Below are 26,783 nucleotides of genomic sequence, written 5' to 3' on the forward strand. Positions count from 1 at the left end.
TATGATACGCCCTGCTACTGCTACTGATGCTGCTAGTGTTGCCCCTTTGATGTTTCAGGCAATGGAAGAGATTGTTTATAAGATGATTGGTAAAGAACATCGGGAAGAGGCAATAGCCCTATTGGAAAGTTTGTTTGGACAGGAAAATAACCAATACTCATACCAAAACGCTTGGGTGTATGAGGAAAATAGTAGTGTAATAGGCTCACTGATAGCTTATGATGGTAAAGAATTGGATATGTTGCGTATGCCTGTGCTGCTCTTAATTAAAGAACATTATGGTATAGATATTACCTTAGAAGATGAGACTGCTGCAGGTGAACTGTATATTGATACCCTTAGTGTGAGGGAAGAAGCCCAAGGGCGAGGTATAGGTTCGGCACTTATAGAACACCTTAAAGGTATAGCTACCCAACCTATAGGTTTGTTAGTAGATGTGCATAACCCTGCTGCTGAGAGGCTATATACGCGATTGGGATTTGTGTATACACACGAACAGAATTTGGCTGGGGGGGTGTATAAACACCTTATATTCAGGTGAGAAAAGGATTTATAAAAAGTGAATAATAAGAAGCTGGCTTTAGGCCGGCTTTTTTTATGCTGTGGAAATGATATTTTGGCACTTATTTTGTATTTTGTGAATTAATTTTTACCTACACCTAAAAATTGCAAATATAATACTTAAAACACTTTTATGAGTGATTATTTTCATCTTAAGTGATAAAATGTTGCTTTTTTTGTCAGGATTTAGGTTTTTTACCGACTATATTGAAAATAAAATAGGAATACTATTTATTAAAAATAATGCTATATGAAATCATCGAGCAGTGAAGTGGCTGAATGGGTAGATATGTATGCTGAGAGCTTGCTAAGCCACGCTTGTTATTTGGTTACGGATAGAGCTGATGCTGAGGACTTAGTTCAGGAGGTTTTTCTTACTGCTCTTTCACAATATGATAGCTTTGAGCATAAAAGCAGTGTGCTTACGTGGCTGCGGGGTATATTGCATCATAAGGTGGCTGATTTTTACAAACGAAAGACTAAAGTGCAACATATTAGCTTTGACGATTTTTTTGACGAGGATGGTAATTGGAAAAAGAACCAAAACCTGAAAGAATGGGAGGCTGATGAGGGGATGCCTTTGGAGGCGCTTTTGGATAATAGGGAATTTAGGGAGGTTTTGGATAGGAGCTTTGAGAACTTACCTGAGAAATGGGCTTTGGTAATGCGGATGCATTATTTGGAGGAAAAAAAGTCGGGGGAGATTTGTCAGGTTTTGGGGATTACTACGACTAATTATTGGAAGATGTTGCAACGGGGCCGGCTGCAACTTAGGGAGTACTTGGATATAAATTGGTTCAATAAATAATGAAACGCCTTTTACACAAACTAATACACTTAATCATTATGCCGTGTGATAAAGCTACTTTGATTATTGAAAAGCAACTATGCGGCAAACTTACAACAACTGAATCACTACGCTTAAAAGCTCATTTGCACTGGTGCAAGGTATGTCCTGATTATTATAAGAAAGCTAAAACAATTGATGTTTGGCTAGGGAAGTTATCAAAGAGATGGGATATGCAGGAGCTTATAAAAGAGGAAGAGTTAGAGACTTTTAAAAAGCGAATAAAAAAACAAGTCCATACACATTCATAATTCACAATAAGACATTTTTTTTGCAAAATTTTCAATTCATTCACTTAGCTTTATTTTTATTCAGCCCCCTATAGTAGGTGAGTGACCCGCTTTAAAACGCGTACCTTTTTATTGATTTTTCACACTGAAGGTTTCTTGCCTTATTAGGGGGCTGGTTTTTAAGAAAGAAGGTAATTATTTGTGTTCTTTCGTTAATGATTTAGTTTATCCGCAGGCTGAATAAAAGGGCTTTATCTATATCATTATGCCCTTTTATTTGGAGGCGGGTAGTACCATAGGGTTGAAATAAGGTTACATACAATAATTTGCTTTTCTAAACTGGTTAAAACATTTAACTGAAAAAGCTGCTAAGCGTGTTGCTTAGCAGCTTTTTTTATTGGTTGATGAAATCTTGTTCGGCGGTGGTGAGGATGAATTTTGCTTGGTTGGGCTTATGGGGTGTGATGTATTGAAAGAAGGGGTTATTGACGTCTATCCGGTCGGATTTTTTGATGTGACCGCCTTCTTTTACTCCTGTTCGGAGGAAGGATTGCTCGATATAGGCTTGGTCGGTTTTGCCTTGGTATTGGAATATGATGCTTCCTTTTATTGAATAGGAGCTGAATAGGAGTTTGTTTTTATAGGGGGTGAATGTGATTTGCCAAGTGCCTTTGTTATCAAATGTTTTGTAGGGTATTTTCTTTTTTTGGGAGATGCCTTCGCCATTGGTGGGTTTTTGGGTGAAGGATATTTGCTTGATGGCTTGTGTGTTTTTGTCGAAATAGATGACGGAGTTTTGCAAATCGACGGGTTCGTTTTTGTTGATATAGACTTGGGCGTTAAAGGTTACTATGGTGTGCTGGTGGTCTTTTTCTACTTTTTTGATTTCAATATCTTTGGCGTTATTGAGTGCTATTAAGTAGAAATTGAGGTGGAGGTATGGCAATATGAAATTTGGGTAGAAGAAGGCGCTATTGACTCCTTCGTCGGGGTTGGATATTTTGGAATAATCGGTGTTTTTGAGGTGTATGTGTAGGTTATCGTTGAGTGATTTTTTGAATTGTAGTATGTGGTTTTTGCTCCACCAGTCTAACTGTACTTGGTAGAGGCGTATGAGGGTGTCGTTCTTGAGGTATTTTTCGCGGTAGGTGATTTCTAAGATTTTGGATTGGGTGTCGTATAGTTTGAAGTAATTATCGATTACGTATTTTACTTTTTCTTTTAGGGGGTAGTTATAGACTACGACTTCGTCGAGTTGTATTTCATAGGGCTGGAGGTGTATGGTGGTGGTGTTAAAATGGGGTGGTGTGAAGATTTTTTTGGTTTGGTAGCCTATGTGGCTGAGGGTAAGGGTATCGTTCTCGATGTTGATGCGTAATTTTCCTTCGGCATTGGTGATAGTGCCGTTAAGGGTGGTGGGGTAATAGGCTTCGGCATTGGGGATGGGCTGGTGTGTGGTGGCATCGAGTAGGGTGATGGTGGCTACTTGGGCGCGAAGGGCGCTGGTGGTGAAAAGGAGGAGGTAAAGGAGTGATTTCATTTTGTTTGTTTTTTAGGGTTTGTGGGGCAAAGATAGAAATTTTTTTTAATTGTGTATGAATGATTGGGAATTATGTGTGTGAGGGTGGGGGTACTATCCTTCGTTTATAGTTCGTTTATCCTTCGTTATAGGTTCGTTTAAAGTAGGTAAGAGATAAGAGGTAGGAGGTAAGAGGGTGGGGTTTGGGTTGTTTTGGGTTGGAAGTTGATTATCAGTGGTTTGGTTGTTTGTGGGTTTACAGGTGTGTTCCGTGGTGAGACAACTATTTGTGGGGTTGTGGAAAGTGTCGCACCTTTGCAGCGTGAAACTTAGGTAAGAGATGGGGGATGAGTGATGCGCGCTACCTCTGAGCTTATTGATCTTGCCTTCTAAATTAAATTTAAAAATGGCAGAAGTAAAAGGAAACATTGTAACCGCTAGTTTGAGCGGACAAGTGGCTAAGCTACTTGTATTCAGACAAAAAGATGGTAAAACTATAGTGGGTAAATACCCTTACCGCAGTGGTAAAATTTCGGCTAAACAGCAGGCGCACTTGGATAGGTTTGCTCTTGGTGCTGTGTATGCGAAAAATGCTATGCTGAACCCTACTCTTAAAGATAGTTATGCTGCTGAAGCGGCGAAACGCAGGGGGGTAACGCCTTATAATCTTGCTATGGCTGACTACCTTAAGGCTCCGGTGGTGTATCGGGTAAATGCTTCGGGGTATAGTGGTGCGACTTCGGGAGAGAAGATTTATGCTGAAGTGGCTGATACCTTTAAGGTGGTGAGCGTAAGGGTGAAGATTGTTAAAGCTAATAGCTCACTGGTAGAGGAAGGGGCTGCTGCCTTTAGCAATGGCAAATGGGAGTATACAACTACTGCCCTAAATGCGAATAAGACAGGTGGCAAGGTGATAGTTACTGCTAGTGACCGTGCTGGTAATGAAACTCATTATGAGTTGGATATTTAGAGTTAATCTTTGTGCTTAAAGAAAAAAGCTGCTGAGCGTAGTGCTTGGCAGCTTTTTTTGTGTGGTGGTACTTGCTAATTATTATTTGTTTTGTATCTTTGCCAAAAAATAGAGGATATAGGAGGTAATGAATTTAATAATATAGATAACGTTAAAATAAATAGTGTTCTGAGAGAAAAATGAATTTAACTTCTGACTTAAAAAAGAAATATACTACTGATAAAAAAACTGCTTTTGAAGCACAACGCTTGGCTCAGGAAATAGCGTTTGCCCCTGTGGCTTTCCAGATTTCACGCTTGATGGTAAAACTGGGGGTGATGAAGGCTTTGGAAGACGCTCCTAATGGACTTACTATGGAGGAAGTGGCTGAGGTTACTGGCTTAAGCCGTTACGCTGTACAGATATTGCTGGAGGCATCGGTATCGGTGGGGACGGTAATGGTGAAGGAAGACAGGTTTGTGCAAACAAAAGCGGGGTGGTTTTTGCTAAATGATCGTGCTACACGTGTGAATATGGAGTTTATTCAGGAGGTATGTTACGAGGGACTGAACCACTTAGAGGAGGCTCTTGCTGAGGGTAAACCTGCTGGTCTGAAGGTGTTTGGCAACTGGAGCACTATATATGAGGGGCTTTCGTCTTTACCTAAGACGGTGCAAGAAAAGTGGTTTGCGTTTGACCATTACTACTCGGACGTATCATTTGCTGATGCTTTGGAGATTATATTTAGGCGTGATGTGAAGACATTTTTGGATGTGGGAGGTAATACTGGTAGGTTTGCCTTAAAGTGTGTGAACTTTGCTAAAGGAGTGAAGGTGACTGTGATGGATTTGCCCCAACAAATAGAACTAATGCGAGCTAATATTGCTGGCAAGGAGGGTGCAGAACGCATTGATGGTTATGGGGCTAACTTATTGGATGATAGTGTTGCTTTTCCTACTGGTTTTGATGTGATATGGATGAGTCAGTTTTTGGATTGCTTTTCTCCTGATGAAGTAACTAGCATTTTGAAGCGGGCTGCAGCGGCAATGACCCCAAATACAGAACTATATATACTGGAGGCATATTGGGATAGGCAGGAACACGAAACGGGGGCTTATTGCCTTAACCTAATAAGTGTTTACTTTACTGCTATGGCTAATGGTAATAGCAAGATGTACTACTCGCCTGATATGGAAGCCTGCATTAAGGCTGCGGGCTTAAAGTTGGTGGCTACTTATGACAACTTGGGTAAAGCTAATAGCCATACTCTTTTTAAAGTGATGAAACAATGAAGATAGCTATATATATACGTCAGCATTCGGCTGATAGTGAAGAAATTATGGCGCAACTGCACAAGCTACTGTTACCTACAGATGTGGTGCAGATTATTAATGATAGTTCGGATGGACTAGGTAGTGATACGGAGGTTGTGCTGACCATAGGAGGTGATGGTACCTTACTGAAAGGGATTACGTATATACAGGATTTGGAAATTCCTATTTTGGGTATCAATGCTGGAAGGTTGGGTTTTTTGGCTACTGCACATAAAGATAGATTGGCTGAGGTAGTAAGGCAGCTTAGGACGGGGGAATACGAGATTGTGGAACGCTCGGTTATTGAGGCGGTTTACAGTGATACGGGTGAGCCTGTTGATGAGGTGAATTTTGCGCTGAATGAAATTAGTGTTACGCGGAAGAATACTGCCTCGATGATTACTATTGATACTGAATTGGGTGGTGAGTTTTTGAGTTCGTATTGGGCTGATGGGCTTATTATTGCTACTCCTACGGGCTCGACAGGATACTCATTGAGCTGTGGTGGGCCTGTGATAGTGCCTACGGCTAAAAACTTAGTTATAACGCCTATAGCCCCTCATAACCTTAACGCACGACCACTGGTAATACCTGAAGATACGGAGGTGAAGCTAACAGTATCGGGGAGGGAACAGAAGTATTTGCTATCAATGGATTCGCATATTAAAACGATGCCTAATGAGCGTAGTATCAGTATTAGAAAAGCGCCTTTTGTGGTGAAAATGATATGCCTGAAAGGAGATAGCTTTGTGAAAACCCTTCGCAATAAACTGTTGTGGGGGGAAGATAAAAGGAATAAGTAGGCTTATTACTTCTGATTATATGAATGTTTTTTATCAAAATACTAAAAAGAGAGAAAATATAATGTAGAAAAAAAACGCCATTTTTTTCCATATTAAGCTAAACGTGGAAAAAAATGGCGTTTTTTTTCCACGTTCTAAAATTAAGAATTATGCTTGAGATATCTTTAGCCCAAGATAAGAAAATATATTTTGCTTCGGATAATCATCTTGGAGCTCCTACTGCCGCTGAAAGTAAGCCTCGTGAGGCGCGCTTTGTGCAGTGGCTGGATACTATTAAAGCTGATGCGGGGGCTATCTTTTTGTTAGGGGACTTATTTGACTTTTGGTTTGAATACCGCACTGTAGTACCTAAAGGATTTGTGCGTACCCTTGGTAAACTTGTTGAATTACGCGATAGTGGGATTCCTATCTTCTTTTTTGTGGGAAACCACGATTTGTGGATGGATGATTATTTTGAAACTGAACTTGGCATACCTGTATACCGCTCTCCCCTACCCTTTGGGTGTGGTGGAAAGCGTTTTTTGGTGGGGCATGGTGATGGTTTGGGTCCTGGTGATAAGGGGTATAAACGGATGAAAAAGGTGTTCACTAATGGTTTTTGTAAGTGGCTTTTCCGGTGGCTTCACCCTGATATTGGGGTGCGATTGGCGCAGTATTTATCGGTGAAAAACAAGCTTATATCGGGGGATGAGGATGTGAAGTTTTTGGGGGAAGATAGGGAGTGGCTTGTGCAGTACTGCAAACGGAAACTAGAAACAACGCATTATGACTACTTTTTGTTTGGGCATAGGCATTTGCCTATGACGATAAAGGTTGGGGAGGGTAGTACTTATATAAATACGGGTGACTGGATTCGGTATTTTACTTATGCTGTTTTTGATGGGAAGGAATTGAAGCTGTTGGAGCATAGATGATGAATGAGGGGTGAGATTTAAAATCTTCTTCTGCAAAAAAATAGAGAATTAAGCTGTTTTTGAGACATTGGTTGGATGTTGAGAAAGCAGTTTTTTTATGGTTGCTGTACAAGTGTCCTTCGCGACATACTCAGCTGTGTCAGCTGGCTGACTATCCTTCGCGACATACTCAGCTGTGCCAGCTCGCTGACTATAGTTCGTTTATCCTTCGTTATTCGTTCGTTATTCGTTCGTTCATCTTAAGGGAGAGGTGGAAGGCGGTGGGTGATGGTTGGTTCTTTCGGATTGGATGTTTGTTGATAGGGGTAGGTATTAGCTTATTTTTCAGGAGGAAAGAATAGGAATTGCAAAAATAAGTATTAATATTTTGTGAATTAGGGGAATTATTAGTACTTTTGCAAAAAGAATTTAAAACCATTGACAATGGCAAAAAACGACAAAGAACTTTCTTTAGAAGAACAGAAGAAACAGGCTTTAAAACTGACTTTGGAGAAGCTTGATAAAGCATACGGCAAGGGTACGGTGCGTGCGCTTGGCGATAATCCTGTGGAGGATGTTGAGGTATACTCGACAGGTTCTATAGGTTTGGACGCTGCTTTGGGGGTAGGAGGCTATCCTAAGGGGCGTGTAATTGAAATTTTTGGTCCGGAATCATCGGGTAAAACTACACTTACCCTTCACGCTATTGCTGAGGTGCAAAAGGCTAAAGGTACGGCTGCTTTTATTGATGCTGAGCATGCCTTTGACCCTGTATATGCACAACGTGTGGGTGTGAATGTAAAAGAGTTATTGGTGACGCAGCCTGATAGTGGTGAACAAGCGCTTGAGATTGCTGATGCTTTAATTAGGTCTAACGCTGTGGATATAGTGGTTATTGACTCTGTTGCGGCTCTTACCCCTAAGGGAGAAATTGATGGGGATATGGGTGACTCAAAGATGGGGCTTCATGCACGATTGATGTCGCAAGCGTTACGTAAGATTACGGGAAGTATCAGTAAAGCTAACTGTATTGTGATATTTATCAACCAGTTACGTGATAAAATAGGGGTGACATTTGGTAACCCTGAAACTACTACTGGTGGTAATGCTTTGAAGTTTTACTCGTCTATACGCTTGGATATTCGCAAAGCGGGCGGTCCGCAAGGTAGTGCTGCTATTAAAGATGGTGCTGGTGAAATAGTGGGTAACCGTACGAAGGTGAAAGTTGTGAAAAACAAGGTGGCTTCACCTTTTAAATCGACCGAGTTTGATATTATTTTTGGTAAAGGTATTTCAAAAATAGGGGAAATATTGGATATTGGGGTAGAATCGGATATTATAACCAAAAGTGGTGCTTGGTTTAGCTATAAGGAGACCAGATTAGGACAGGGACGTGATGCTGTACTGGCAATGCTAAAAGACAACCCTGAACTAACTGAGGAGCTTGAAGCACAAGTGAGAGAATGGTTGAAACATAATGAATTATCATCTAAGAAAAAAGGTAAGAAAAAGGCTACTGTTAAAGACAAAAAAGCATCAATAGCTGAAGATGTAGAAGAGGATTTTGATGAGGAGGAAGATTATGATGATAATGAATAGGAACTTCTAATAGATAAAAAAATCAGGGCATAGTGCCCTGATTTTTTTATTTAAGTTTGTCGTTATTATGATGGCGGTTATGGTCTCGTTGGGTTTTCTTGAGCATTTTTTTATCAAAAGCTTCTTGGAGATTAATGCCTGTTTGGTTAGCTAAACAGAGTACTACAAAAACTACATCGGCAAGTTCTTCACCTAAGTCTTTATTTTTATCGCTTTCTTTCTCTGATTGCTCTCCATAACGGCGTGCGATGATACGTGCTACTTCGCCTACTTCTTCGGTAAGTTGAGCCATATTGGTGAGCTCATTAAAATAGCGTACTCCGTGTTCTTTAATCCAGTTATCAACTTCTAATTGTGCATTTTTAATGTTCATTGTTATTGGTATTTAATTTTAAAGTATATTATTAGCGTAAAAAAACTGTTTTAAAAAAGCATCTGAAAGACACTTTTTCAAAACAGTTTTTATAATTTGTGAATTTAAATTTATTAATTTGCCCACATATCTTGCTCTCTATCACGTATTTTTTCTTTAATTTTATCAGCTTCTAAGAGCTGCAAAAGAGCATTATTAGGTAAGTAATCTTTAATTTTTCTATCGCCATAGACGTTAGCCTCTTGATAGATTACTGAACTAAACATACGAGCGTTTAGCAAGTGGTCAAATGACATAGGGCGTGAGTCATTCTTTCTGTTGAAAGTTTTAGCTTCATGCAATATATCTCGTACTTGAGGGTAGAATATCCAAAACAAAGGAACTAAAGCTGACATTGTTGAGTCATCAGAATCAATAAAGTTCACATCTGGAGCTACAGGAGCTAAAGCAAGCAAACGATATTTTAATTCACCTTGACGTTTGTCAAAATACCAAATACCACGAATGTGATACTGAGCTATATCACCAGCTTCTAAGTTACGGCGCGTGATATATTCTGGAGAAAGATCTTCTCCAGCATTGAGTTGCTCGTAACCTACATCTAAGGTATCAACTTTTGACATTGAAGCTTCCAATGATTCGGCTGTTTTAGTTTGAGTAAAATAAGAATCTACATAAAGATCTTTAATTTTACCATTTTTGATATTCTTTAATAGTACATCATATAATGAACGACGATAAGCATCTACTTCCAAAGTATCTGTAGGGAATAACAGAGGAAAGTTAACGCGTTCATTAAGGTCTATTACCTCCCATACTTCTACAGACCAAAGGATATCTCGGTCATCTACATACCCATAAGGTAGGGGTTTATCATTATCAGCTTCTATTTGTGCTGCTGTTTTAACCCCTATATCAGTTGCTACCTTAGCATTTAGGATATTTACCTGTGCTGAAGACAACTGAAAGGTAAAGAGTAGGATTAATAGTACTATTATATTCTTCATATATGACATATTCTGTTAGTTTGTTATTTCTACGATGATAGGTGATACAGGAGGTAATTTAAGAGTTGAGTTACCCACAATACTTGCTTTAACATCAAATATTTGTATTTTATCACCTCTTTTAGCACGGCTAATAGCTGTTTTAGCTTGCTCATTAAAACGGTTACCTTTTATAGCCACACTAGGTTGTCCAGGTATGAATACTTTAAACTCATTAACTTGTAGATGCAAGTCGAAATCAAAGTCTTCTAACACCGCATTAATAGGAAGCACTGCTAAGTTAGCCTTAGGTAATTTTGCTTCAGATATTTGTCCAGCTATACTAGTTGAAGCACGAGGAATACTCTTAATACGGAATAACTTAGAAGAGCTAAAGCGCTGACCTTGCAACTCACCAGTTACCGTAATAGTAACATCCTTACCTTGTCCTGGACGCATTACCCAAGCACCAGTACCTGATGCTTTTGAAAGACCTTGTCCTGAAGCCATAATTTTGTTATCAGGTACACCAGGCATTGAAATAGTGATAGGGTTATCAACACCACGGTAAACTACGTTCATCTTATCAGCTGAAATTACTGCTGAATTAGGTTTAGGAATTGTTGAGAAAGATTGTGCTACAGGCACTGCAATACGCTCACCATCTTGATCAAAGAATAGATTACCTGTAATTTTATGATCTCCTGTATTACCAGCACTAATATTAAGTTTTACTCGTCCATCTTCAATAGAATATTCATTAGCTGATAGTTTTCTACCGTCTAAAGCAATATCTACTTGGTTTGGACGTGTGGTAGGATCTTTACGACCCAGTACAATTGAACCATCAAATTTCTCTCCTTGATAGTAGGCTCCTTTACCTTGTTCAAGCAAAGTAGTATAGTTAGTCATTGATACTTGTGATTTTAAACTACCTGCCAATGCCTCAGAAAAGAAATCTTGCTGTATTGATAAGATGTCTGACTGCATCATTGAAAATTTTGCTAAAGTAGCAATATAAGGGAATCCTTCAAAGTTAAAAGAAAGCCACTTTACTTTATTGCCATCTTTATCTTTTCTATCATCAGTGTTAAAGTTTTCTTTTACTTTAGCTACTATATTAGCATAAGCTTTATTATCACCTAATATTTTTAGTACTTCTTCACGATAAGAGTTAATCTTATCCACAAATTCTTTACCTTTAGTTGCTCCTTCAGAAAAGAATAAGTGGTCAGTATAGTCAGATTTATCCATAGCCTGATAATCTTTTTGATCTACAGGTACATCTTTCTGACCAATAGCATTCTCTACCCCAGTTTTAAATTCTCCAATATAGTTATACAAATCTGACGAAATCGCTTTAATTTGTTTTGCTTGTTCTAATATTGCGGCAAACTGAGCAGGGCGTTCACTTGCTTTTGTTTGCAAATCTTCAAAAGCAGAGCTAATTTGATTAGTTGCTCTTGTATTTGCCGATTCAAATTTTATATTGACTAACCCGAAAGCATCAAGTACTTGCTTACCCATATTCAACGCAATCATCGCGAGGAATACAAGGTACATCAGGTTAATCATCTTCTGTCTAGGACTTGCCTTTCCACCTGCCATAAGCTAATTAAATTTTAATGTTAATAAATAGAATTACTTTTAACGTGCGCCACCCATTGCAGATAGCATTCCTCCATAGATAGTGTTCAAAGATTTTAAATTATCTTTGAAAGAAAGCATCTGTTGGTTTAGTGAATCAAGGTTATCAGCAATTCCTGCTTGAGCAGATACTTGGCGTTCAGTTCTTTCTAATTGTAATTTGTAAAGGCTATTAAGTGATTCTAAGTTTGAAGCAGCTTCTGATAACTCCTCACCATATTTGTGTGTAGCTACCATTGTGCTAGTAACAGGTGCTATCTCTTTACTTGCTTCAGCAAAGTTTTCTATTGATTTACCCAAGCTACGCATTAAGTTAGCATCGATTTTAGCTTCGGCTAATATACCGTCCAATTTTTCTGAAAGTGATTCTTTAAGAGCTTTGTCTTCAGCTAATACTTGCTGAGCCATTACTCCTTGGCGCTCTATAGGAGCTCCTCCTTTTAGTTCAGGATATACTAATGACCAATCCAAATCTTCGTCAATAGGCTCAAATGCCGACATAAAGAAGATGATAGCCTCAGTACCCATACCTATCGCCAATAATAAACTACCACTTACACCTAAGATATCCATGTGCAAAATTTTAGCTAAGGCTCCCACAATTACAATGGATGCACCAATACCATAAGCATAGTTAAAAATTCTCTTTGTTGCTCTACTTCCTGCCATAATGTTGTTTTATTAAAAATGTTGTTGAAAATTGTTGATTTTGGTTATTTTAAAAATATTATCTATATCCACGTGCTGATTTAGACTGTTGCTTGTCACTAATACCCATATAGTCTTGTACTGTACGGAATCCTATGTAACTACGAGCCGAATCTTGATACTCATAATCACGGGTATTTACTTGCAACATAAAGGCTACGTCTTTCCATGATCCTCCACGTATTACCTTTCTACGATTACTGTCATCCAATACGTTAGGATTCATTGTCGACATATATTCGTATGAGTTAGGATCGTATGAAGTGTTTGTCCACTCTGATACGTTACCAGCCATATTATATAAGTTGTATCCATTAGGCTCGTATGATTTAGCCTCAACAGTGTACAAAGCATTATCCGAAGCATAGTCACCACGCAATGGCTTAAAGTTCGCAAGGAAACAAGCCTTATCATCATAGGTATAAGGACCACCCCAAGGATAAGTACCTCCTGGCAGACCACCTCTTGCAGCATATTCCCATTCCGACTCAATTGGCAAACGGAATGCGTTTACAGTATAATCTCCTTTTGATTTTTGGTAAGCATTTTTATTAAGAGTACGCCATTCACAAAAAGCCTTAGCTTGTATCCAGCTCACACCTACTACAGGATAATCCCCGTAGGCCTCATGCCAGAAATAATCATTGTGCATTGGCTCATTATATGAATAGTTAAAGTCACGTATCCATACAGTAGTATCTGGATACACTTTCACAATCTCCTCTTTTATGAAGTCCTTACGGTTACCACGCTTACGCGCAGCTTTATCCATATCAAGCCATTGGTACTTGAACTCAAATTTCTGAACGTCCATAATGCGTTTACCATTATAAGCTTCCTCTTCTGGTAAATACATCTTGTCCATTACTTCAGAATAGTACTCATCTGGGAATTTATTTGTATCCCAAATAAGCGCTTTCTTCTTGTTAAGTTTGCGGGCTTTCTCATCACCGTAGGTATTTTGCAAATATTGCTGCCAAGCATTCATCTTCTCGGTATTAGAGTCAAGGTAAGCATAATCTCCTATGCCTCCTCCTCCCGAGGTCTGACCTGTCTGCTCAGCCATATCTGCCAACTGCGTGCGAATGATAGAATCACGCACCCAGTTCACAAACTGTCGGTATTCACTATTAGTGATTTCTGTTTCGTCCATATAGAACGAGCCGACACTCACTGTTTTGACGTTAGCGTTCAAACTCGCAGTTTTATCATCATCGGAACTACCCATAATGAACGAACCACTCGGAATAAGTGTCATACCATAAGGGGTAGGTTGTTTCCAACTTTTACCACCTACACCTACAAGCTCTCCTTTGTTATCGCCACCGCCGCGCTTACACGCAATTACTACTAACAATAGCAGTAGCACTACAAATATTCTTCTTGCCATAAACATTGTTTAAATTCACATATTAATTTAGGGCGCAAACGTACGCATTTTATTTCACACCCACAAAATTTATTCAATATAATTTTTGCTCAAATGAAAAATTTAACAAATTCTTTACATTTAAAGTCTTTTGTAACAGCCAAATGTAAAAAAAGTTTAAACTTCATCTTATTTTCTAATTCCCATATTCCACAAAATAAATGCCTGTATATCCGCATTTAATTCTATCACTTTGCTCACTGGTGTTCCTGCTCCATGCCCCGCATTAGTCTCTATCCTAATCAATACAGGATTGTCTCCCGTTTGCTTCGCTTGTAGCTCTGCCGCAAACTTAAAGCTATGCGCTGGCACTACCCTATCATCATGATCCCCCGTAGTAACAAGCGTAGCAGGATAATTCACCCCTTGTTTCACATTGTGTAATGGTGAGTAATTTTTTAAATATTCAAACATCTCTTTGCTATCTGCTGCTGTTCCGTAATCGTATGCCCAGCCAGCACCTGCAGTAAAGGTATGATAACGCAACATATCCAATACTCCTACCTCAGGAATAGCCACTTTAAATAAGTCCGGACGCTGTAACATCGTTGCTCCTACTAGTAATCCGCCGTTGGAACCCCCTTTAATTGCTAAGTAATTAGGCGATGTATATTTCTCTTTAATCAAGTACTCAGCAGCAGCTATAAAATCGTCAAACACATTTTGTTTTTGCATCTTAGTACCTGCATCGTGCCATTTCTTACCGTACTCTCCACCTCCACGTAAGTTGGGTACTGCATACACACCTCCCTGTTTAATCCAAACAGCCACTGGCACACTAAAACGTGGTTGCAAGCTCACATTAAATCCTCCATAACCATATAATAAAGTAGGATTATTACCATCCAGTTTTAGTCCCTTCTTATAGGTAATAATCATAGGTATCCGAGTGCCATCTTTACTATTGTAGAACACTTGTTTTGATTCGTAATCCACACTATTGAACATTAAAAAAGGTCTCCAATAGTATTTAGTCTTACCCGTAACCAAGTCCATTTCATACAAAGTAGTTGGAGTAGCATAGTTAGTGAAACTATAATAGGTGCGTGTTTCATTCTTTTTAGCACTAAAACCACTAGCTGTTCCTACATTAGGAAACTCTACCTGTCTTATAAACTTACCATTATAGTCATACTGTTTCACTTCCGATACCGCATCCACCATATATTGAGCAAAAATATACCCTCCTGCCAATGAAATGCTAAGTACATTCTCCGTCTCTGGTATCACATCCACCCAATTTTCCGATTGCGGTTTAGCTATATCCACCTTTACCAATCGCTTGTTAGGAGCATTAAGATTTGTTTGCAAATAAATCGTACTACCTTGCATATCCACAAAGTCAGTATCCGTTTCTAATGAGTTGCTAATTACTACCAAAGGCGCTGTAGCATTGTTTAAATCTTTTACAACCAACTTATTGCCCGAAGTAGCTTGAGCCATCGATATAAATAAATATCGCCCATCACTTGATACTACCCCCGATACATATCGGTACTTCTCATCTTCCTTCCCTCCAAATATAAGCTCATCTTCTTTCTGTGGCTTGCCCAACTTGTGATAGTATAATTTATGTCTATCCGTCTTAGCCGATAGTTCACTGCCTTTCGGCTTATCATAGCTAGAGTAGAAAAAGCCTTCATTACCTTTCCACGCCACACCACTAAATTTTATATCTACCAACGTATCTCCTATGCGCTCCTTAGTTTCAGCATTCAGCACAATACCCTTGCGCCAGTCACTACCCCCTTCCGATATAAGGTAAGCCACCAACGAGCCATCCTCACTAAATTCCAACGTACTTAATGAAGTAGTACCATCAGCCGAAAAAGTATTAGGATCCAAAAACACCTCTTCCTTGCCATCCTTATCCTTTCTAAATACTACCGACTGGTTCTTAAGCCCACTATTTCTATAATAATAGATGTAATTCCCCTCCGTAAAAGGCAATCCTACCCTCTCATAGTTCCAAAGCTCCTCAAGCTCCTTCTTAATACCTTCTCTATAAGGTATCTGTTGCAAATACTTACCAGTAAATTCATTCTGAGTCTTCACCCAAGCAGCCGTCTCTGCCGAGCGGTCATCCTCCAGCCATCTATAAGGGTCAGGCACTTGGGTACCAAAATAAGTATCCACTACATCTCCTTTTTTCGTTTCAGGGTAGTCCATACGGGTTCCATCATTTTTTGCAGTCTGGTTACAAGCTACAAGCGCCAATAACGTTGCCGAAAATAAAATTTGCTTCATTTCTTACTTTATTTTTAGTTTTTTAGGTATTAATATCTACGGCAAATACTATTTGCTATCTCTTTACCATTACTAATTCACATCACAAAAGCCCCCTAAGCCGTAAAATTCTTTATCTACAGTCCTAGTTCATCCTCTGTTACAGTTTCCCTTCCATAACTCCCTCTTGGCACTATGTAATATTAGGCACAAAGGTACAACATTTTTTCAAATGCACAAGTTTTTAATTAACAAAATAAAAACAACCACCCTCCATTCCGCCCACCCTCATTCACCCCCCAACCAAAAACAAACAAAACCCCACCCTCTTACCTCTTATCTCTTACCTCTTCCCTACTTTAAACGAACGAATAACGAAGGATAAACGAACTATAAACGAAGGATAGTTGCCCAACCCTCACACCCCACTAAAAATAAAAAAGCCGTTTTCTCAACATCCTCCCGATGTCTCAAAAACAGCCTCTCCTATCTCTTATCTCTTACCTCTTACCTAATTCTCACCTCTTATCCCGCTTCAAAAGGTAATTCACAGCCGTAGCCGCCGCGTGCAACCCAAAGGCCGCCGGCATAAAACTTATAGTACCATAATACGACTTCTTATAATCCAACCCCTCAGTGCGCTGCATCGTCTCTTTTGATACTATCTCTGCCGAAAATACAGCCTTAATCCCCGAATCAATACGCTCATTCTTAAGCCGCTTCCTCATAAACTTAGCTAGCGGACAGTTATACGTCTTCATCAAGTCCGCCACCTTTATCTGCGATACATCCGTAGCACCACCAGCACCCATACTGCTCACCAGCTTCACCTTCTTGCGCTTAGCCGCCAAAATAAGATTCAGCTTCGGAGTAATACTATCAATACAATCTATCACATAGTCAAATTCAGGCGTCACAATATCATAAGCCCTCTCCGGACTCAAAAACTCATTCAGCACAGTAAGCCTCAATTCCGGATTAATATCCATCAGCCTCTCCGCCATCACCTCAGCCTTCGCCCGCCCCACGGTAGAGCGCAATGCCGGTAACTGCCGGTTAATATTAGTCACCGATACCGTATCAGCATCCACAATCGTCATAGCACCCACACCCGCACGTGCCACAAATTCAGCAGCGTACGAGCCCACGCCACCCAAGCCTACAATAAGAATATGCGCCCTTTGCAGCACATCAATACCCTCAGCCTTTACCAAAAGTTCAGTTCTTTCTAACCAATTATTCTCATTCATAATCTCAAAAAAAAGCCTCCTTGTCAATAAGGGGGCTTATATATTATTGTGCCAATAACAGTAACACCTGCCAAAGCACCTACAATTAATTTCACGCCGCAAAATTACAAAATATTTTCTACCTCACAACTATTCACCTCATTTTCACATACTCCCACCAGCCCTCACCCCTACCCTCCCCCACCCTACTCCCCCACCCCTAAAAAACAAAAATTGCGTGATTCTCGATAAATCACGCAATTTTTACTATATTTGCAGCCTAAAACAATAATAACAATGATTGAAACTCCTCCCCCTTTCTCACCCAAAACAAGTAGCATCAGCCTTATAGATGATTTATTATCAAAAGGTTACTTACAAAAAATACAAAACGATTACCTATATTGGTCTCAGCTAAAATACAAAACTAAAGATAACCCCCCCGCAGAACTATGGCAAGCCGTAAAGCTATATCGCGCCCTTAACCAGCGAACTATAAAGTTTGGCAAATATCAGTTTACCTACGTCCTTACCGACTATATACAGCAATCCCTACACCTTTTCGATATGCATATAGGCGGCACCCTCACCAGTAATATGGGCATTGCCAAAACAGATACCCACAAATTTATGATGAGTTCCATTATGGAAGAATCCATAGCAAGCAGCCAAATTGAAGGAGCCAATACTACCCGAAAAAAAGCTAAGGAAATGATCCAAAAAGGGATAAAACCCAAAACAAAGTCAGAGGTAATGATTGTCAATAACTTCAATACTATGCAATATATAGTACAACACAAAAACAACCCTCTCACCCCCGAAAGCCTCCTTCACTTACACCAACTCATCAGCCACAACACCCTCGATTCACCTCAAGAAGAAGGCACTTTCAGAACTCATAACGATATCTACGTAGTCGATTATAGCAGCAGTGAAGTAGTACATACCCCTCCCGATGCTTCCCAAATACCTCAGCTTATCAGTCACTTATGTACCTTTTTTAACACCAATACACATAACTTCATTCACCCCATCATAAAAGCCTGTATCCTACATTTTATGATAGGCTACATACACCCTTTTACCGATGGCAATGGGCGCACAGCACGAGCCGTTTTTTATTGGTATATGCTCAAATCAGGCTATTGGCTTACCGAGTACCTTTCCATTTCACGCATTATAAAAGAAACTAAAAGCCAATATGAAAAAGCCTTCCTTTACACCGAAGCCGATGATAATGACCTCAGCTACTTTATCACCTATCAGCTCAAAGCAATGGAAAAAGCCTTCGATGCCTTAAAAGACTATATCAACCGAAAACAAAAAGAAATATTCCAAGCCTCTCAGTTTATGAAAATACCAGGAGTAAATGAGCGTATGGCACAAATCATCAAAATAATTTACGACGATCCCGAGCGCATACTCTCTATCAAAGAAATAGAAAATCGCTTTCTTGTTTCCAACTACACAGCCCGTACCGATCTAAAACAACTAGTCGATTTAGGTTTCTTAGAAGCCATTTCAGTAAATAAGAAAAAACAAAGTTATATAAAATCCCCTTTGTTTTTCAGTCTATTAAAAACAAAAATTGCGTGATTCTCGATAAATCACGCAATTTTTACTTTTACTTCACTTACCCTTATGTCAGTGTCATCACTCTCCAAAAACCTATACTCTTCAGGCACCCACTCAAAAACCTCCTGCAGCCTCTTATCATATCCCAAAGCCGCCCCAAACGATAGCGCTATACCCTGCGCTATAAGGCTCTGTGCCACTTCCTTATTCTTCCTAAAACCGTGTAATACCCACAGCTGCTGTGGGTGAGTCTTTTTCTTTAAGGCAATAATTTCAGCATAAGCCTTCACACAATGTATGATAAGCGGAAGCCCCAACTCTTCCGATAGCTGTACGTGTTTCAAGAAGATTTCTTGCTGCAAAGCCAGTGGGGTAGCCATATTTTTATCCAAGCCACACTCACCTATAGCCCAGCAGTTAGGGTGCATAGCTATAGGCAATAACGCCTCCCACTGGGCTTCCCAATTATCCGTATACCAAGGGTGAATCCCTACCGAAAAAGGCTCAGAAGTATCAGCCGTTATAGGATATTGGTTACGTATAACCAGCGTATCGGCGGTGGAGTGCCCATTATGCGAATGTACATCAAGGTAGTACATTCACTTTATATTTTCTGTACCCGCCTTTCGTGGCGCCCTCCTTCAAAATCTGTAGCCAAGAAGGTACGCACAATCTCCACAGCCTGTTCTATAGCCGTGAATCGTGCCGGTATACTAATCACATTAGCATTGTTATGAGCCCTAGCCAAGGCAGCAAGTTCTTTAGTCCAGCATACCGCACAGCGCGCTTGTGGGTGTTTGTTCACAGTCATTGCAATACCATTACCACTACCACAAATCACAATACCCAGCTCTGCCTCACCCTTTTCCAGAGCCTTTGCTACAGCGTGCCCAAAATCAGGGTAATCTACACTGTCATTGGTATTAGTACCACAGTTCAGTACCTCTATGCCCTCAGCTTGTAAGGCATTAATAATCGCATTCTTGTAATCCACACCTGCGTGGTCATTCCCGATAGCTATTTTCATTTCAATTTAAGTAAGATTAAAGATACAAGAAATACAAATTTTCTTCCTCTTCGTTATTAATACGCTGCAAAAATACAAATTAATTATCAATTAGCAAATTACACCTCAATCCTAAGTCATTCACCCTTAGCCAGTAAATCCATTAACAACTACCCTACCTCTACCCCCTTCACACCCCTGTTACCTCCCCTACCCCACTAATACCATTCTTACCTTTTACCTATCCCAAACTTTGGCACGATTTTAGTTACTTTCTCTCTTGCAAATTGGAAATTGATAATTTATTCGTATATTTGCAGCCTAAATGTTTAATTAGTAAATTAGAATATTATGAAAAAAATTGTAGCTTTAACTCTATTAGCCACCACCATCAGCTTTGCCCAAAACAATAAGAAAAACGGATGGGAACGCGCCAACCTACAAGGCAAAGTTAAAAGTATTGTACAAGCAGGGTTCACTATCAACGAAAGCGGACAGGAAATACCTATGAACACCGAAATGCTTACCGAGTACGATAAAAAAGGTAAAACCATCAAGATGAGTTCTAAAAGACAAGGCGCTACCATTAACTTTATCGATGTGTATGATGAAAAAGGACTAATAATAGAGTCCGCCTCTCGTGACGATTCCAATACCCTACTATCCAAAAACGTATATGAGTACGATGAGCGCGGTAACCTTACCAAGCACGACTTGGAAACCCCCGATGGCAATTCATTTATGACACGCCTTAACGCCTATGATAGTAACGACCGCCTTATTGAACGCCAAGAATGTGTAGCAGGAATATGTGACGACAAAACCACCTACACTTATGGTTCTAACAATAAAGTATCGGAGGAAACACGTTATGACAAAGATAAGGTAACCAAAAAAATAGTATATACCTATGATGCAAATGGTAATGTTACCGAAAAAAGCGTATACGCAGGTGATAACACCCTACAACAGCGCGTACTTTCAGTTTTTGACAAAAATAATAACGAAGTAAAAGTATCATACCTTGACAAAGACGGTAAGACTACCAAAACAGAAACTTACGAGTATACCTACGATAAGAAGAAAAACTGGATAAAGAAAAAAATAACCATTAATGGCACCCCTTCTGCCATATTGGTACAAACTATAAAATATTACAATTGATTATTTTTGAATAAATAGAACCTTTTATTACTTTGCCAAAGTTTTTAACGCTTTGGCAAAGTTTGTTTTAAGTACATATTAGCACTATGAATTGGACTCTTATTATCATTTTCTACTTGCTTTTTATGCTGTTTAGGAAAATAACAGGTAACCATAGCGGGCAAGCAAGAAATTTCAGGAATTTTAATAACCCTTATGACTATCAAGATAACGATATATCACCTGCAAGTTTTGAACTAAACTTGCTCTCACTCTGCACACTTGTTATCAGAGCTAATGGGCGCGTTACCCAAGATGAATTAGACTTCGTACGTAATCAATTTGTTCGACAGTATGGAAAGGAAAGAGCAAATGCTGTATTTCGTACCTTTAATCAGCTAAAGGGGAGAGAAATATCGGCACAGCGCGTGGCTGGCTATGTGCGTATGCGTACCAATTATGAAACACGCTTGCAAATACTGTATTTCTTATTCGGTATAGCCCAGTCGGATGGGTTTGTAAGTGCCGACGAAGTGGAACAAATAGAGCAAATTGCCTTTTATCTGCAAATAGAAAAAGAAGATTATATAAGTATTAAGGCAATGTTCACCACTCAAGGAAGAAGTAGTAGTGGTAGTTATAACACTCAATCAAGCCCTGATGCTTATGCTATACTGGGCATACGCCCCGAGGCTACTGATGCCGAAGTAAAACAGGCGTATAGGGCTATGGCAAAAAAATATCACCCTGATAAGGTGATAACGGAAGATGAGGCTATTAAAAAAGGCGCTGAAGAGAAGTTTAAGCAAGTGCAACAAGCCTATGAACAAATAGCCAGACAGCGGGGAATGAGTTAAAATGGTAATGGAATTATTGGTACTACCGAAGTATGCAGTATGGGTAGATGAGGTATGGGCAAAAAAAAGTGGCAAGCGACCTACATCGCACCGCTACAACCGAATACCTTTGCTGTGTTCCCACCCTGGAGGATTTTTCAGGAGCTGGTCGTGTAGGACTTGCCGGTGCAAAGGTACAACAAATTTGTTAGATAGCAAGTTTTTCAAGAACTTTTTTTATAGTTACTGTGTATTAGGGGGTATGCTTTGGTTATTACGTACTGGTAATTAGGATTTTATAGATTCTTTATTTGTTTTGGGTTTCTTCTAATAATTGATTCTTCTTTTTGGCTAAAACTTTTAATAGAGCTTTTAGTTACTGATTTTTAAAAGCTATGATATAGGCTGTTGGGTATGAAAATATATTCTTCTGGGAAAATATAATTAAAGAACTAACATTATGAAAAGATTTATCTTTTTACTATTGTTTGTTTTTTTAGGAATTGAAATATATACTGTTTTCGATACATCGGTAGGTGTTGAGAAAACAGTTTTTTTTATGCTTTTTGTGTACTTATGATTTGGGGTGGTTTTGTGATGGGATATTTTGGGGGAGGTGGGGAGTATCCTTCGTTTATAGTTCGTTTATCCTTCGTTATTCGTTCGTTCATTGTTCGTTCATTGTTCGTTAAGGGTTGGGGGGTGTGAGGAGGTGGTTGGGGGGTGCGTGGTGGGAGGGGTGTGTGAGGGTGTATATTGGGGGGTGGGGGTTGTGTTGGTTTTAACTTATTGAACTATTGGTGAATAGGGCTAACTGTTGATAAATGTGTTTATAACTATTTTATTTTTCTGTAGAAGCTATGGTTATATTGGCTAACTTTGCACTGAAAAAAAAGATTTTTAATGAAGACATTTAATTTCTATTGTGATGAAAGTTGCCATTTAGAAAATGATAATTTTCCATATATGCTTATTGGTTATGTAAGTAGTGCTTACAACCAAGTAAAACTACATACAGAGAAAATTAAACAACTAAAAAAAGAGTATTGTATTCCTTATGAATTGAAATGGAATCACCTTTCAAAATCAGCAATGGAACTGTATAAAGAGCTTATAGATTATTTTTTTGCCACTGACTTACAGTACAGAGCTATTGTAATAGACAAAAATCAGCTAAAACATCAACAATTTCAACAGACACATGATGATTTTTACTATAAAATGTACTATCAATTAATTCAGAAAAAACTATCATCTGAATATAATTACAATATTTATTTAGATATAAAGGATACACGAAGTGCAGAGAAAGTAAATGGACTGAAAAACTATTTAAATAATAATTTTGTATCTGTTCGTAACCTTCAAAATATACGTTCACATGAAAGTGAATTAATGCAACTTACTGATATTATCACAGGGGCGTTGTCTTACTATTTGAGAAAAGAAAACAAAGTAATAGCTAAAAACAAAATTGTAGATAGAATAGCACAACACGCAGGACAAGCACTCAACCAATCTAGTCCGAGAAGCGAACAAAAGTTTAACCTTTTTTTTATAGACTTAAAATAATGCCACTTAACCAAACTAAGAAATACCCAGAGTTATTAGATATTCTTTCGTTATCAGAAAAAGACAGAACAGAGTCTTTAAAAATGATTTTCAAAAGAGATATAGAAGAAAATCCTAACTTGAATTTCAGAAATAAAAAAATATATCCTATAAAGGGAGAGGAACCAAATATGCAATTGCTCTTCACTCACTTAACTACAGAAACTGAAGAAGGTTATACACATCCTAAGAGAGTTTTTGAAAAAGACCGTTCCCAACGATTACATTGGATAAGATACTTTTTAGAAGAACGGAAAAAAGAAAATGTAGAGGTTTTTTCGGTAGAGGAGCGTGATCAGAAAAAACGACAAAACATTACTCGAACTTATCTTTATGACAAAGAGCAAAAATATGTGATAGTACTTGAACCACAAAGAAATCAGCGTGATTACTACTTATTAACCGCTTATTATCTCAACAAAGATTATGGAGAGAAAAGTATCAATAAGAAACTCAAATACAAATTAGCTGACGTTTACTAAAAACCGCAGGGCTCGATAAACTTCTTGGTTTACCGAGCCCCGAAACTCCTTCGTCCTTATGGTACGATGAGCGGCGCAAAGGTACAACTTTTTTTGAAGATGACAAATTTTTTAATTGTTTTTTTGGAAAAAATATAAATTTAGTTGTGTAGAATTCTTTTATTTTGAGTGAAGAAGGGAAAGATATACTGTTTTCGATACATCGGTAGGTGTTGAGAAAACAGTTTTTTTTATGCTTTTTGTGTACTTATGATTTGGGGTGGTTTTGTGGTGGGATATTTTGGGGGAGGTGGAGAGTATCCTTCGTTTATAGTTCGTTTATCCTTCGTTATTCGTTCGTTCAGGGTTGGGGGGTGTGAGGAGGTGGTTGGGGGGTGCGTGTTAGGAGGGGTGTATGAGGGTGTATATTGGGGGGTGGGGGTTGTGTTGGTTTTAACTTATTGAACTATTGGTGAATAGGGCTAACTGTTGATAAATGTGTTTATAACTATTTTATTTTTCTGTAGAAGCTATGGTTATATTGGCTAACTTTGCGGCGATAAAATAACACAAATAATTATGAGTAAATTCACAAAACTTACTGAAAAACAACTTACTACGAAGCGTAATTTTATTGAAAATTACCTTACTTCACACAATGCTGCTACGGGTTCCCTCTTTGATGCTAATGCGAATGTAGCTCATAAAAATATTGCTACTATGGAGGCTGAACTTAATAAGGATATTAACATACAGGTGAACCGCTCGCTTGTTTCGCACAAGATTGAGGAGCTGTTTGGTAGGGGGCTTGCGGAGGAATATATTCGTCAGATTGAGGAGCATGAGATTTATGTGCATGATGAGACGAGCTTGAAGCCTTATTGTGTAAGTGTATCGATGTATCCTTTGTTATTGGAGGGATTGTTAAAGTTGGGTGGTGAGAGTAAAGCGCCTCGGCACTTGGCGAGTTATTGTGGTTCGTTTGTGAACTTTTTATTTTCGGTATCGTCACAGTTTGCGGGTGCGGTGGCTACGGTAGAATTTTTGATGTATTTTGATTATTTTGCTCGGAAGGATTTTGGTATAGATTACCTTGATGTGCATCGTGATGTGATTGAGAATGAGCTTCAGCATGTGGTATATGCTATCAATCAGCCTGCTGCGGCGCGTGGATATCAGTCTGTTTTTTGGAATATATCATTATATGATCGTCCTTATTTTGATTCGATGTTTGGTACCTTTGTATATCCTGATGGTAGTAGGCCTGAATATGAATCATTGGATAGGTTGCAACGTTTTTTTATGCATTGGTTTAATATTGAGCGTAGTAAGGCGATACTTACATTTCCGGTAGTAACGGCTGCTATGCTTACTAAGGATAAGAGGGTGTATGATGAGGCTTTTGGTAGGTTTTGTGCTAAAGAATTGAGTGAGGGGAATGCTTTTTTTATTTACCAATCGGATAATGCGGATTCATTGGCGAGCTGTTGTAGGTTGCGCAATGAGATTTCGGACAATACTTTTAGTTACTCATTGGGTGCGGGAGGGGTTTCGACAGGTAGTATTAATGTGATTACTATCAATATGAATAGGTTGTACCAAAAGGGCTTATCATTGGAGCGTACTTTGGATAATATTCATAAGTACCAAGTGGCTTACCGTGCTATAGTGCAAGATTATAAGGATGCTGGTATGCTGCCGGTGTATGATGCTGGGTTTATTTCATTGGATAAGCAATTTCTTACCATAGGTATTAATGGGATGGTAGAGGCTGCTGAGTTTTTGGGGATTGAGATATCGGATAACGCAAATTATAAGGCGTTTATTAACAAGAACCTGAAACTTATATATGATAAGAATAAGGAGGCTAAGGCTAAATATGGCTTTATGTTTAATACGGAGTTTGTTCCTGCCGAGAATTTGGGTGTGAAGAATGCTGCTTGGGATAAGGCTGATGGGCTTATGGTGCCTCGTGATTGTTATAACTCATATTTTTACATAGTAGAAGATGATAGCTTGAATATTATTGATAAGTTCTACCTTCATGGGAATGATTATATACAGTATTTGGATGGGGGCTCGGCTTATCATTGTAATTTGGAGGAATATCCTACGCAAGAGGGTTTTTATAAACTGCTGAATGTAGCTGCGCAAACTGGTTGTAATTATTTCTGCTTTAATATATGCGTAACTGTGTGCAATGACTGTGGGTATATAAATAAACATACTCATAACCATTGTACTGAATGTGGATCGGGTAATGTAGATTATGCTACGCGTGTGATAGGGTATTTAAAGCGTATTACTAATTTCTCAAAAGACCGACAGGTAGAGGCTAAAAAGCGCTATTATGCAAATGCTGCGGTATAGTAGTTATAATATAGTATTGCAAGAAGTACCTAACGAAATATCTTTGTGTTTTACTATTACTGGTTGTAAGTTGGCGTGCGAGGGTTGCCATTCCGAATATACTTGGGATGGCAGTAAGGGAGAAGTGCTTACTAATGAATTGTTACAAAGCCTTCTTACCAAATACAATGGTATGATAAGCTGTGTGCTTTTTATGGGTGGGGAGTGGGAGGCCGATAGGCTGCTATCACTTATCTTTCAGGTAAAATGTAAGCAACTTAAAACTGCCCTCTACACAGGGTTAAACCTCAAACAAGTGCAACGCCAATGCCCTGAACTCCTTGCTTGCTTGGATTATATTAAAACTGGAAAATGGTTACCTAAGCTTGGTGGTTTAAATAGTCCTACTACCAACCAGGAGTTCCTGAACTTACAAACTGGTGAAGTGATGAATTACCTTTTCAGAAAATAAACTTATTATTAATGAATT

At 38.9% G+C, this 26,783-nt stretch carries 25 protein-coding genes and 1 other RNA gene; 15 read left to right on the forward strand and 11 right to left on the reverse strand.

Features of this window, described 5'->3' with window-relative positions; translation table 11 throughout:
- Position 1 precedes the first annotated feature (1 nt).
- From C4H12_RS10550 to C4H12_RS10560, 3 genes are all read left to right on the forward strand, one after another.
- Complete coding sequence (locus C4H12_RS10550) at positions 2–541, forward strand: N-acetyltransferase (protein ID WP_106098885.1); 540 nt, start codon at positions 2–4, stop codon at positions 539–541.
- Positions 542–811: 270 nt separating this feature from the next.
- Complete coding sequence (locus C4H12_RS10555) at positions 812–1,369, forward strand: sigma-70 family RNA polymerase sigma factor (RefSeq protein ID WP_106098886.1); 558 nt, start codon at positions 812–814, stop codon at positions 1,367–1,369.
- Complete coding sequence (locus C4H12_RS10560; RefSeq protein ID WP_106098887.1) at positions 1,369–1,659, forward strand: hypothetical protein; 291 nt, start codon at positions 1,369–1,371, stop codon at positions 1,657–1,659. The genes C4H12_RS10555 and C4H12_RS10560 overlap by 1 nt, the downstream gene beginning before the upstream one ends.
- A gap of 373 nt (positions 1,660–2,032) precedes the next feature.
- Here the strand turns inward: C4H12_RS10560 and C4H12_RS10565 are convergent, their stop codons facing one another.
- Positions 2,033–3,178: a carboxypeptidase-like regulatory domain-containing protein gene (locus C4H12_RS10565; RefSeq protein ID WP_106098888.1), complete on the reverse strand. Its 1,146-nt coding sequence runs from the start codon at positions 3,176–3,178 to the stop codon at positions 2,033–2,035.
- A gap of 385 nt (positions 3,179–3,563) precedes the next feature.
- Here C4H12_RS10565 and C4H12_RS10575 point away from each other — a divergent pair, with 385 nt between their 5' ends.
- From C4H12_RS10575 to recA, 5 genes are all read left to right on the forward strand, one after another.
- On the forward strand, positions 3,564–4,127 hold the full coding sequence (locus tag C4H12_RS10575; RefSeq protein WP_106098890.1) for a hypothetical protein: 564 nt from the start codon (positions 3,564–3,566) through the stop codon (positions 4,125–4,127).
- Between the two features lie 179 nt (positions 4,128–4,306).
- Positions 4,307–5,398, forward strand: a complete 1,092-nt coding sequence (locus C4H12_RS10580) for a methyltransferase (protein ID WP_106098891.1) — start codon at positions 4,307–4,309, stop codon at positions 5,396–5,398.
- Positions 5,395–6,222: an NAD kinase gene (locus C4H12_RS10585; protein WP_106098892.1), complete on the forward strand. Its 828-nt coding sequence runs from the start codon at positions 5,395–5,397 to the stop codon at positions 6,220–6,222. Before C4H12_RS10580 ends, C4H12_RS10585 begins: the two co-directional genes overlap by 4 nt.
- 149 nt (positions 6,223–6,371) lie before the next feature.
- Positions 6,372–7,136, forward strand: a complete 765-nt coding sequence (locus C4H12_RS10590; RefSeq protein WP_106098893.1) for a UDP-2,3-diacylglucosamine diphosphatase — start codon at positions 6,372–6,374, stop codon at positions 7,134–7,136.
- A gap of 423 nt (positions 7,137–7,559) precedes the next feature.
- Positions 7,560–8,714: a recombinase RecA gene (gene recA, locus C4H12_RS10595; RefSeq protein WP_106098894.1), complete on the forward strand. Its 1,155-nt coding sequence runs from the start codon at positions 7,560–7,562 to the stop codon at positions 8,712–8,714.
- Between the two features lie 46 nt (positions 8,715–8,760).
- On the opposite strand, the gene C4H12_RS10600 is transcribed toward recA, so the two are convergent.
- The 7 genes from C4H12_RS10600 to C4H12_RS10630 form a co-directional block, all read right to left on the reverse strand.
- On the reverse strand, positions 8,761–9,087 hold the full coding sequence (locus C4H12_RS10600) for a nucleotide pyrophosphohydrolase (protein WP_106098895.1): 327 nt from the start codon (positions 9,085–9,087) through the stop codon (positions 8,761–8,763).
- 113 nt (positions 9,088–9,200) lie between these two features.
- Complete coding sequence (gldN, locus tag C4H12_RS10605) at positions 9,201–10,103, reverse strand: gliding motility protein GldN (RefSeq protein WP_106098896.1); 903 nt, start codon at positions 10,101–10,103, stop codon at positions 9,201–9,203.
- Between the two features lie 6 nt (positions 10,104–10,109).
- On the reverse strand, positions 10,110–11,681 hold the full coding sequence (gene gldM, locus C4H12_RS10610; RefSeq protein ID WP_106098897.1) for a gliding motility protein GldM: 1,572 nt from the start codon (positions 11,679–11,681) through the stop codon (positions 10,110–10,112).
- A 39-nt stretch (positions 11,682–11,720) separates the two neighbouring features.
- Positions 11,721–12,389, reverse strand: coding sequence for a gliding motility protein GldL (gene gldL, locus C4H12_RS10615; RefSeq protein WP_106098898.1), 669 nt, complete (start codon positions 12,387–12,389; stop codon positions 11,721–11,723).
- A 58-nt stretch (positions 12,390–12,447) separates the two neighbouring features.
- Positions 12,448–13,824, reverse strand: coding sequence for a gliding motility lipoprotein GldK (gene gldK / locus C4H12_RS10620; protein WP_106098899.1), 1,377 nt, complete (start codon positions 13,822–13,824; stop codon positions 12,448–12,450).
- 162 nt (positions 13,825–13,986) lie between these two features.
- The gene (locus tag C4H12_RS10625) at positions 13,987–16,104 is read right to left on the reverse strand and encodes a prolyl oligopeptidase family protein (protein WP_106098900.1); all 2,118 of its coding nucleotides are present in this window, start codon (positions 16,102–16,104) and stop codon (positions 13,987–13,989) included.
- A 497-nt stretch (positions 16,105–16,601) separates the two neighbouring features.
- The gene (locus C4H12_RS10630) at positions 16,602–17,333 is read right to left on the reverse strand and encodes a ThiF family adenylyltransferase (RefSeq protein ID WP_106098901.1); all 732 of its coding nucleotides are present in this window, start codon (positions 17,331–17,333) and stop codon (positions 16,602–16,604) included.
- A 276-nt stretch (positions 17,334–17,609) separates the two neighbouring features.
- On the opposite strand from C4H12_RS10630, the gene C4H12_RS10635 reads away from it, so the two are divergent.
- A complete protein-coding gene (locus tag C4H12_RS10635; protein WP_106098902.1) occupies positions 17,610–18,908 on the forward strand; it encodes a Fic family protein in 1,299 nt (432 codons plus the stop codon).
- Between the two features lie 11 nt (positions 18,909–18,919).
- Here C4H12_RS10635 and C4H12_RS10640 read toward each other — a convergent pair whose 3' ends face one another.
- Both C4H12_RS10640 and rpiB read right to left on the reverse strand, forming a co-directional pair.
- Positions 18,920–19,486 (reverse strand): TatD family hydrolase, encoded by a 567-nt coding sequence (locus C4H12_RS10640; protein WP_106098903.1) that lies wholly within the window; start codon positions 19,484–19,486, stop codon positions 18,920–18,922.
- A 5-nt stretch (positions 19,487–19,491) separates the two neighbouring features.
- Positions 19,492–19,914, reverse strand: coding sequence for a ribose 5-phosphate isomerase B (gene rpiB, locus C4H12_RS10645; protein WP_106098904.1), 423 nt, complete (start codon positions 19,912–19,914; stop codon positions 19,492–19,494).
- Between the two features lie 330 nt (positions 19,915–20,244).
- Between rpiB and C4H12_RS10650 the strand changes: the two genes are divergently transcribed.
- Both C4H12_RS10650 and C4H12_RS10655 read left to right on the forward strand, forming a co-directional pair.
- A complete protein-coding gene (locus C4H12_RS10650) occupies positions 20,245–21,057 on the forward strand; it encodes a type IV secretion protein Rhs (RefSeq protein ID WP_106098905.1) in 813 nt (270 codons plus the stop codon).
- Positions 21,058–21,143: 86 nt separating this feature from the next.
- On the forward strand, positions 21,144–21,893 hold the full coding sequence (locus C4H12_RS10655; protein ID WP_106098906.1) for a molecular chaperone DjiA: 750 nt from the start codon (positions 21,144–21,146) through the stop codon (positions 21,891–21,893).
- Between the two features lie 66 nt (positions 21,894–21,959).
- On the opposite strand, the gene ffs is transcribed toward C4H12_RS10655, so the two are convergent.
- Positions 21,960–22,058: signal recognition particle sRNA small type (gene ffs / locus C4H12_RS10660), an RNA gene on the reverse strand.
- A 717-nt stretch (positions 22,059–22,775) separates the two neighbouring features.
- Here ffs and C4H12_RS10665 point away from each other — a divergent pair.
- The 4 genes from C4H12_RS10665 to nrdG all read left to right on the forward strand — a co-directional run bounded on the left by C4H12_RS10665 (position 22,776) and on the right by nrdG (position 26,765).
- Entirely contained in the window at positions 22,776–23,444 is a 669-nt protein-coding gene (locus C4H12_RS10665; protein ID WP_106098907.1) for a DUF3800 domain-containing protein, read from the forward strand.
- Positions 23,444–23,965 (forward strand): hypothetical protein, encoded by a 522-nt coding sequence (locus C4H12_RS10670; protein ID WP_174688424.1) that lies wholly within the window; start codon positions 23,444–23,446, stop codon positions 23,963–23,965. The genes C4H12_RS10665 and C4H12_RS10670 overlap by 1 nt, the downstream gene beginning before the upstream one ends.
- Positions 23,966–24,523: 558 nt before the next feature.
- Positions 24,524–26,314 carry an anaerobic ribonucleoside-triphosphate reductase gene (gene nrdD / locus C4H12_RS10680; protein WP_106098910.1) on the forward strand — a complete coding sequence of 597 codons (1,791 nt, stop codon included), beginning with the start codon at positions 24,524–24,526 and terminating at the stop codon, positions 26,312–26,314.
- Entirely contained in the window at positions 26,295–26,765 is a 471-nt protein-coding gene (gene nrdG / locus C4H12_RS10685; protein WP_106098911.1) for an anaerobic ribonucleoside-triphosphate reductase activating protein, read from the forward strand. Before nrdD ends, nrdG begins: the two co-directional genes overlap by 20 nt.
- Positions 26,766–26,783: the final 18 nt, after the last annotated feature.

The sequence above is a fragment of the Capnocytophaga sp. oral taxon 878 genome, assembly GCF_002999135.1.
Classification (GTDB): Bacteria; Bacteroidota; Bacteroidia; order Flavobacteriales; family Flavobacteriaceae; genus Capnocytophaga.

Coding starts and splice junctions, on each gene's coding strand:
- C4H12_RS10550 (WP_106098885.1), top strand. CDS start 2: ATGATACGCCCTGCTACTGCTACTGATGCTGCTAGTGTTGCCCCTTTG.
- C4H12_RS10555 (WP_106098886.1), top strand. CDS start 812: ATGAAATCATCGAGCAGTGAAGTGGCTGAATGGGTAGATATGTATGCT.
- C4H12_RS10560 (WP_106098887.1), top strand. CDS start 1,369: ATGAAACGCCTTTTACACAAACTAATACACTTAATCATTATGCCGTGT.
- C4H12_RS10565 (WP_106098888.1), bottom strand. CDS start 3,178: ATGAAATCACTCCTTTACCTCCTCCTTTTCACCACCAGCGCCCTTCGC.
- C4H12_RS10575 (WP_106098890.1), top strand. CDS start 3,564: ATGGCAGAAGTAAAAGGAAACATTGTAACCGCTAGTTTGAGCGGACAA.
- C4H12_RS10580 (WP_106098891.1), top strand. CDS start 4,307: ATGAATTTAACTTCTGACTTAAAAAAGAAATATACTACTGATAAAAAA.
- C4H12_RS10585 (WP_106098892.1), top strand. CDS start 5,395: ATGAAGATAGCTATATATATACGTCAGCATTCGGCTGATAGTGAAGAA.
- C4H12_RS10590 (WP_106098893.1), top strand. CDS start 6,372: ATGCTTGAGATATCTTTAGCCCAAGATAAGAAAATATATTTTGCTTCG.
- recA (WP_106098894.1), top strand. CDS start 7,560: ATGGCAAAAAACGACAAAGAACTTTCTTTAGAAGAACAGAAGAAACAG.
- C4H12_RS10600 (WP_106098895.1), bottom strand. CDS start 9,087: ATGAACATTAAAAATGCACAATTAGAAGTTGATAACTGGATTAAAGAA.
- gldN (WP_106098896.1), bottom strand. CDS start 10,103: ATGTCATATATGAAGAATATAATAGTACTATTAATCCTACTCTTTACC.
- gldM (WP_106098897.1), bottom strand. CDS start 11,681: ATGGCAGGTGGAAAGGCAAGTCCTAGACAGAAGATGATTAACCTGATG.
- gldL (WP_106098898.1), bottom strand. CDS start 12,389: ATGGCAGGAAGTAGAGCAACAAAGAGAATTTTTAACTATGCTTATGGT.
- gldK (WP_106098899.1), bottom strand. CDS start 13,824: ATGTTTATGGCAAGAAGAATATTTGTAGTGCTACTGCTATTGTTAGTA.
- C4H12_RS10625 (WP_106098900.1), bottom strand. CDS start 16,104: ATGAAGCAAATTTTATTTTCGGCAACGTTATTGGCGCTTGTAGCTTGT.
- C4H12_RS10630 (WP_106098901.1), bottom strand. CDS start 17,333: ATGAATGAGAATAATTGGTTAGAAAGAACTGAACTTTTGGTAAAGGCT.
- C4H12_RS10635 (WP_106098902.1), top strand. CDS start 17,610: ATGATTGAAACTCCTCCCCCTTTCTCACCCAAAACAAGTAGCATCAGC.
- C4H12_RS10640 (WP_106098903.1), bottom strand. CDS start 19,486: ATGTACTACCTTGATGTACATTCGCATAATGGGCACTCCACCGCCGAT.
- rpiB (WP_106098904.1), bottom strand. CDS start 19,914: ATGAAAATAGCTATCGGGAATGACCACGCAGGTGTGGATTACAAGAAT.
- C4H12_RS10650 (WP_106098905.1), top strand. CDS start 20,245: ATGAAAAAAATTGTAGCTTTAACTCTATTAGCCACCACCATCAGCTTT.
- C4H12_RS10655 (WP_106098906.1), top strand. CDS start 21,144: ATGAATTGGACTCTTATTATCATTTTCTACTTGCTTTTTATGCTGTTT.
- C4H12_RS10665 (WP_106098907.1), top strand. CDS start 22,776: ATGAAGACATTTAATTTCTATTGTGATGAAAGTTGCCATTTAGAAAAT.
- C4H12_RS10670 (WP_174688424.1), top strand. CDS start 23,444: ATGCCACTTAACCAAACTAAGAAATACCCAGAGTTATTAGATATTCTT.
- nrdD (WP_106098910.1), top strand. CDS start 24,524: ATGAGTAAATTCACAAAACTTACTGAAAAACAACTTACTACGAAGCGT.
- nrdG (WP_106098911.1), top strand. CDS start 26,295: ATGCAAATGCTGCGGTATAGTAGTTATAATATAGTATTGCAAGAAGTA.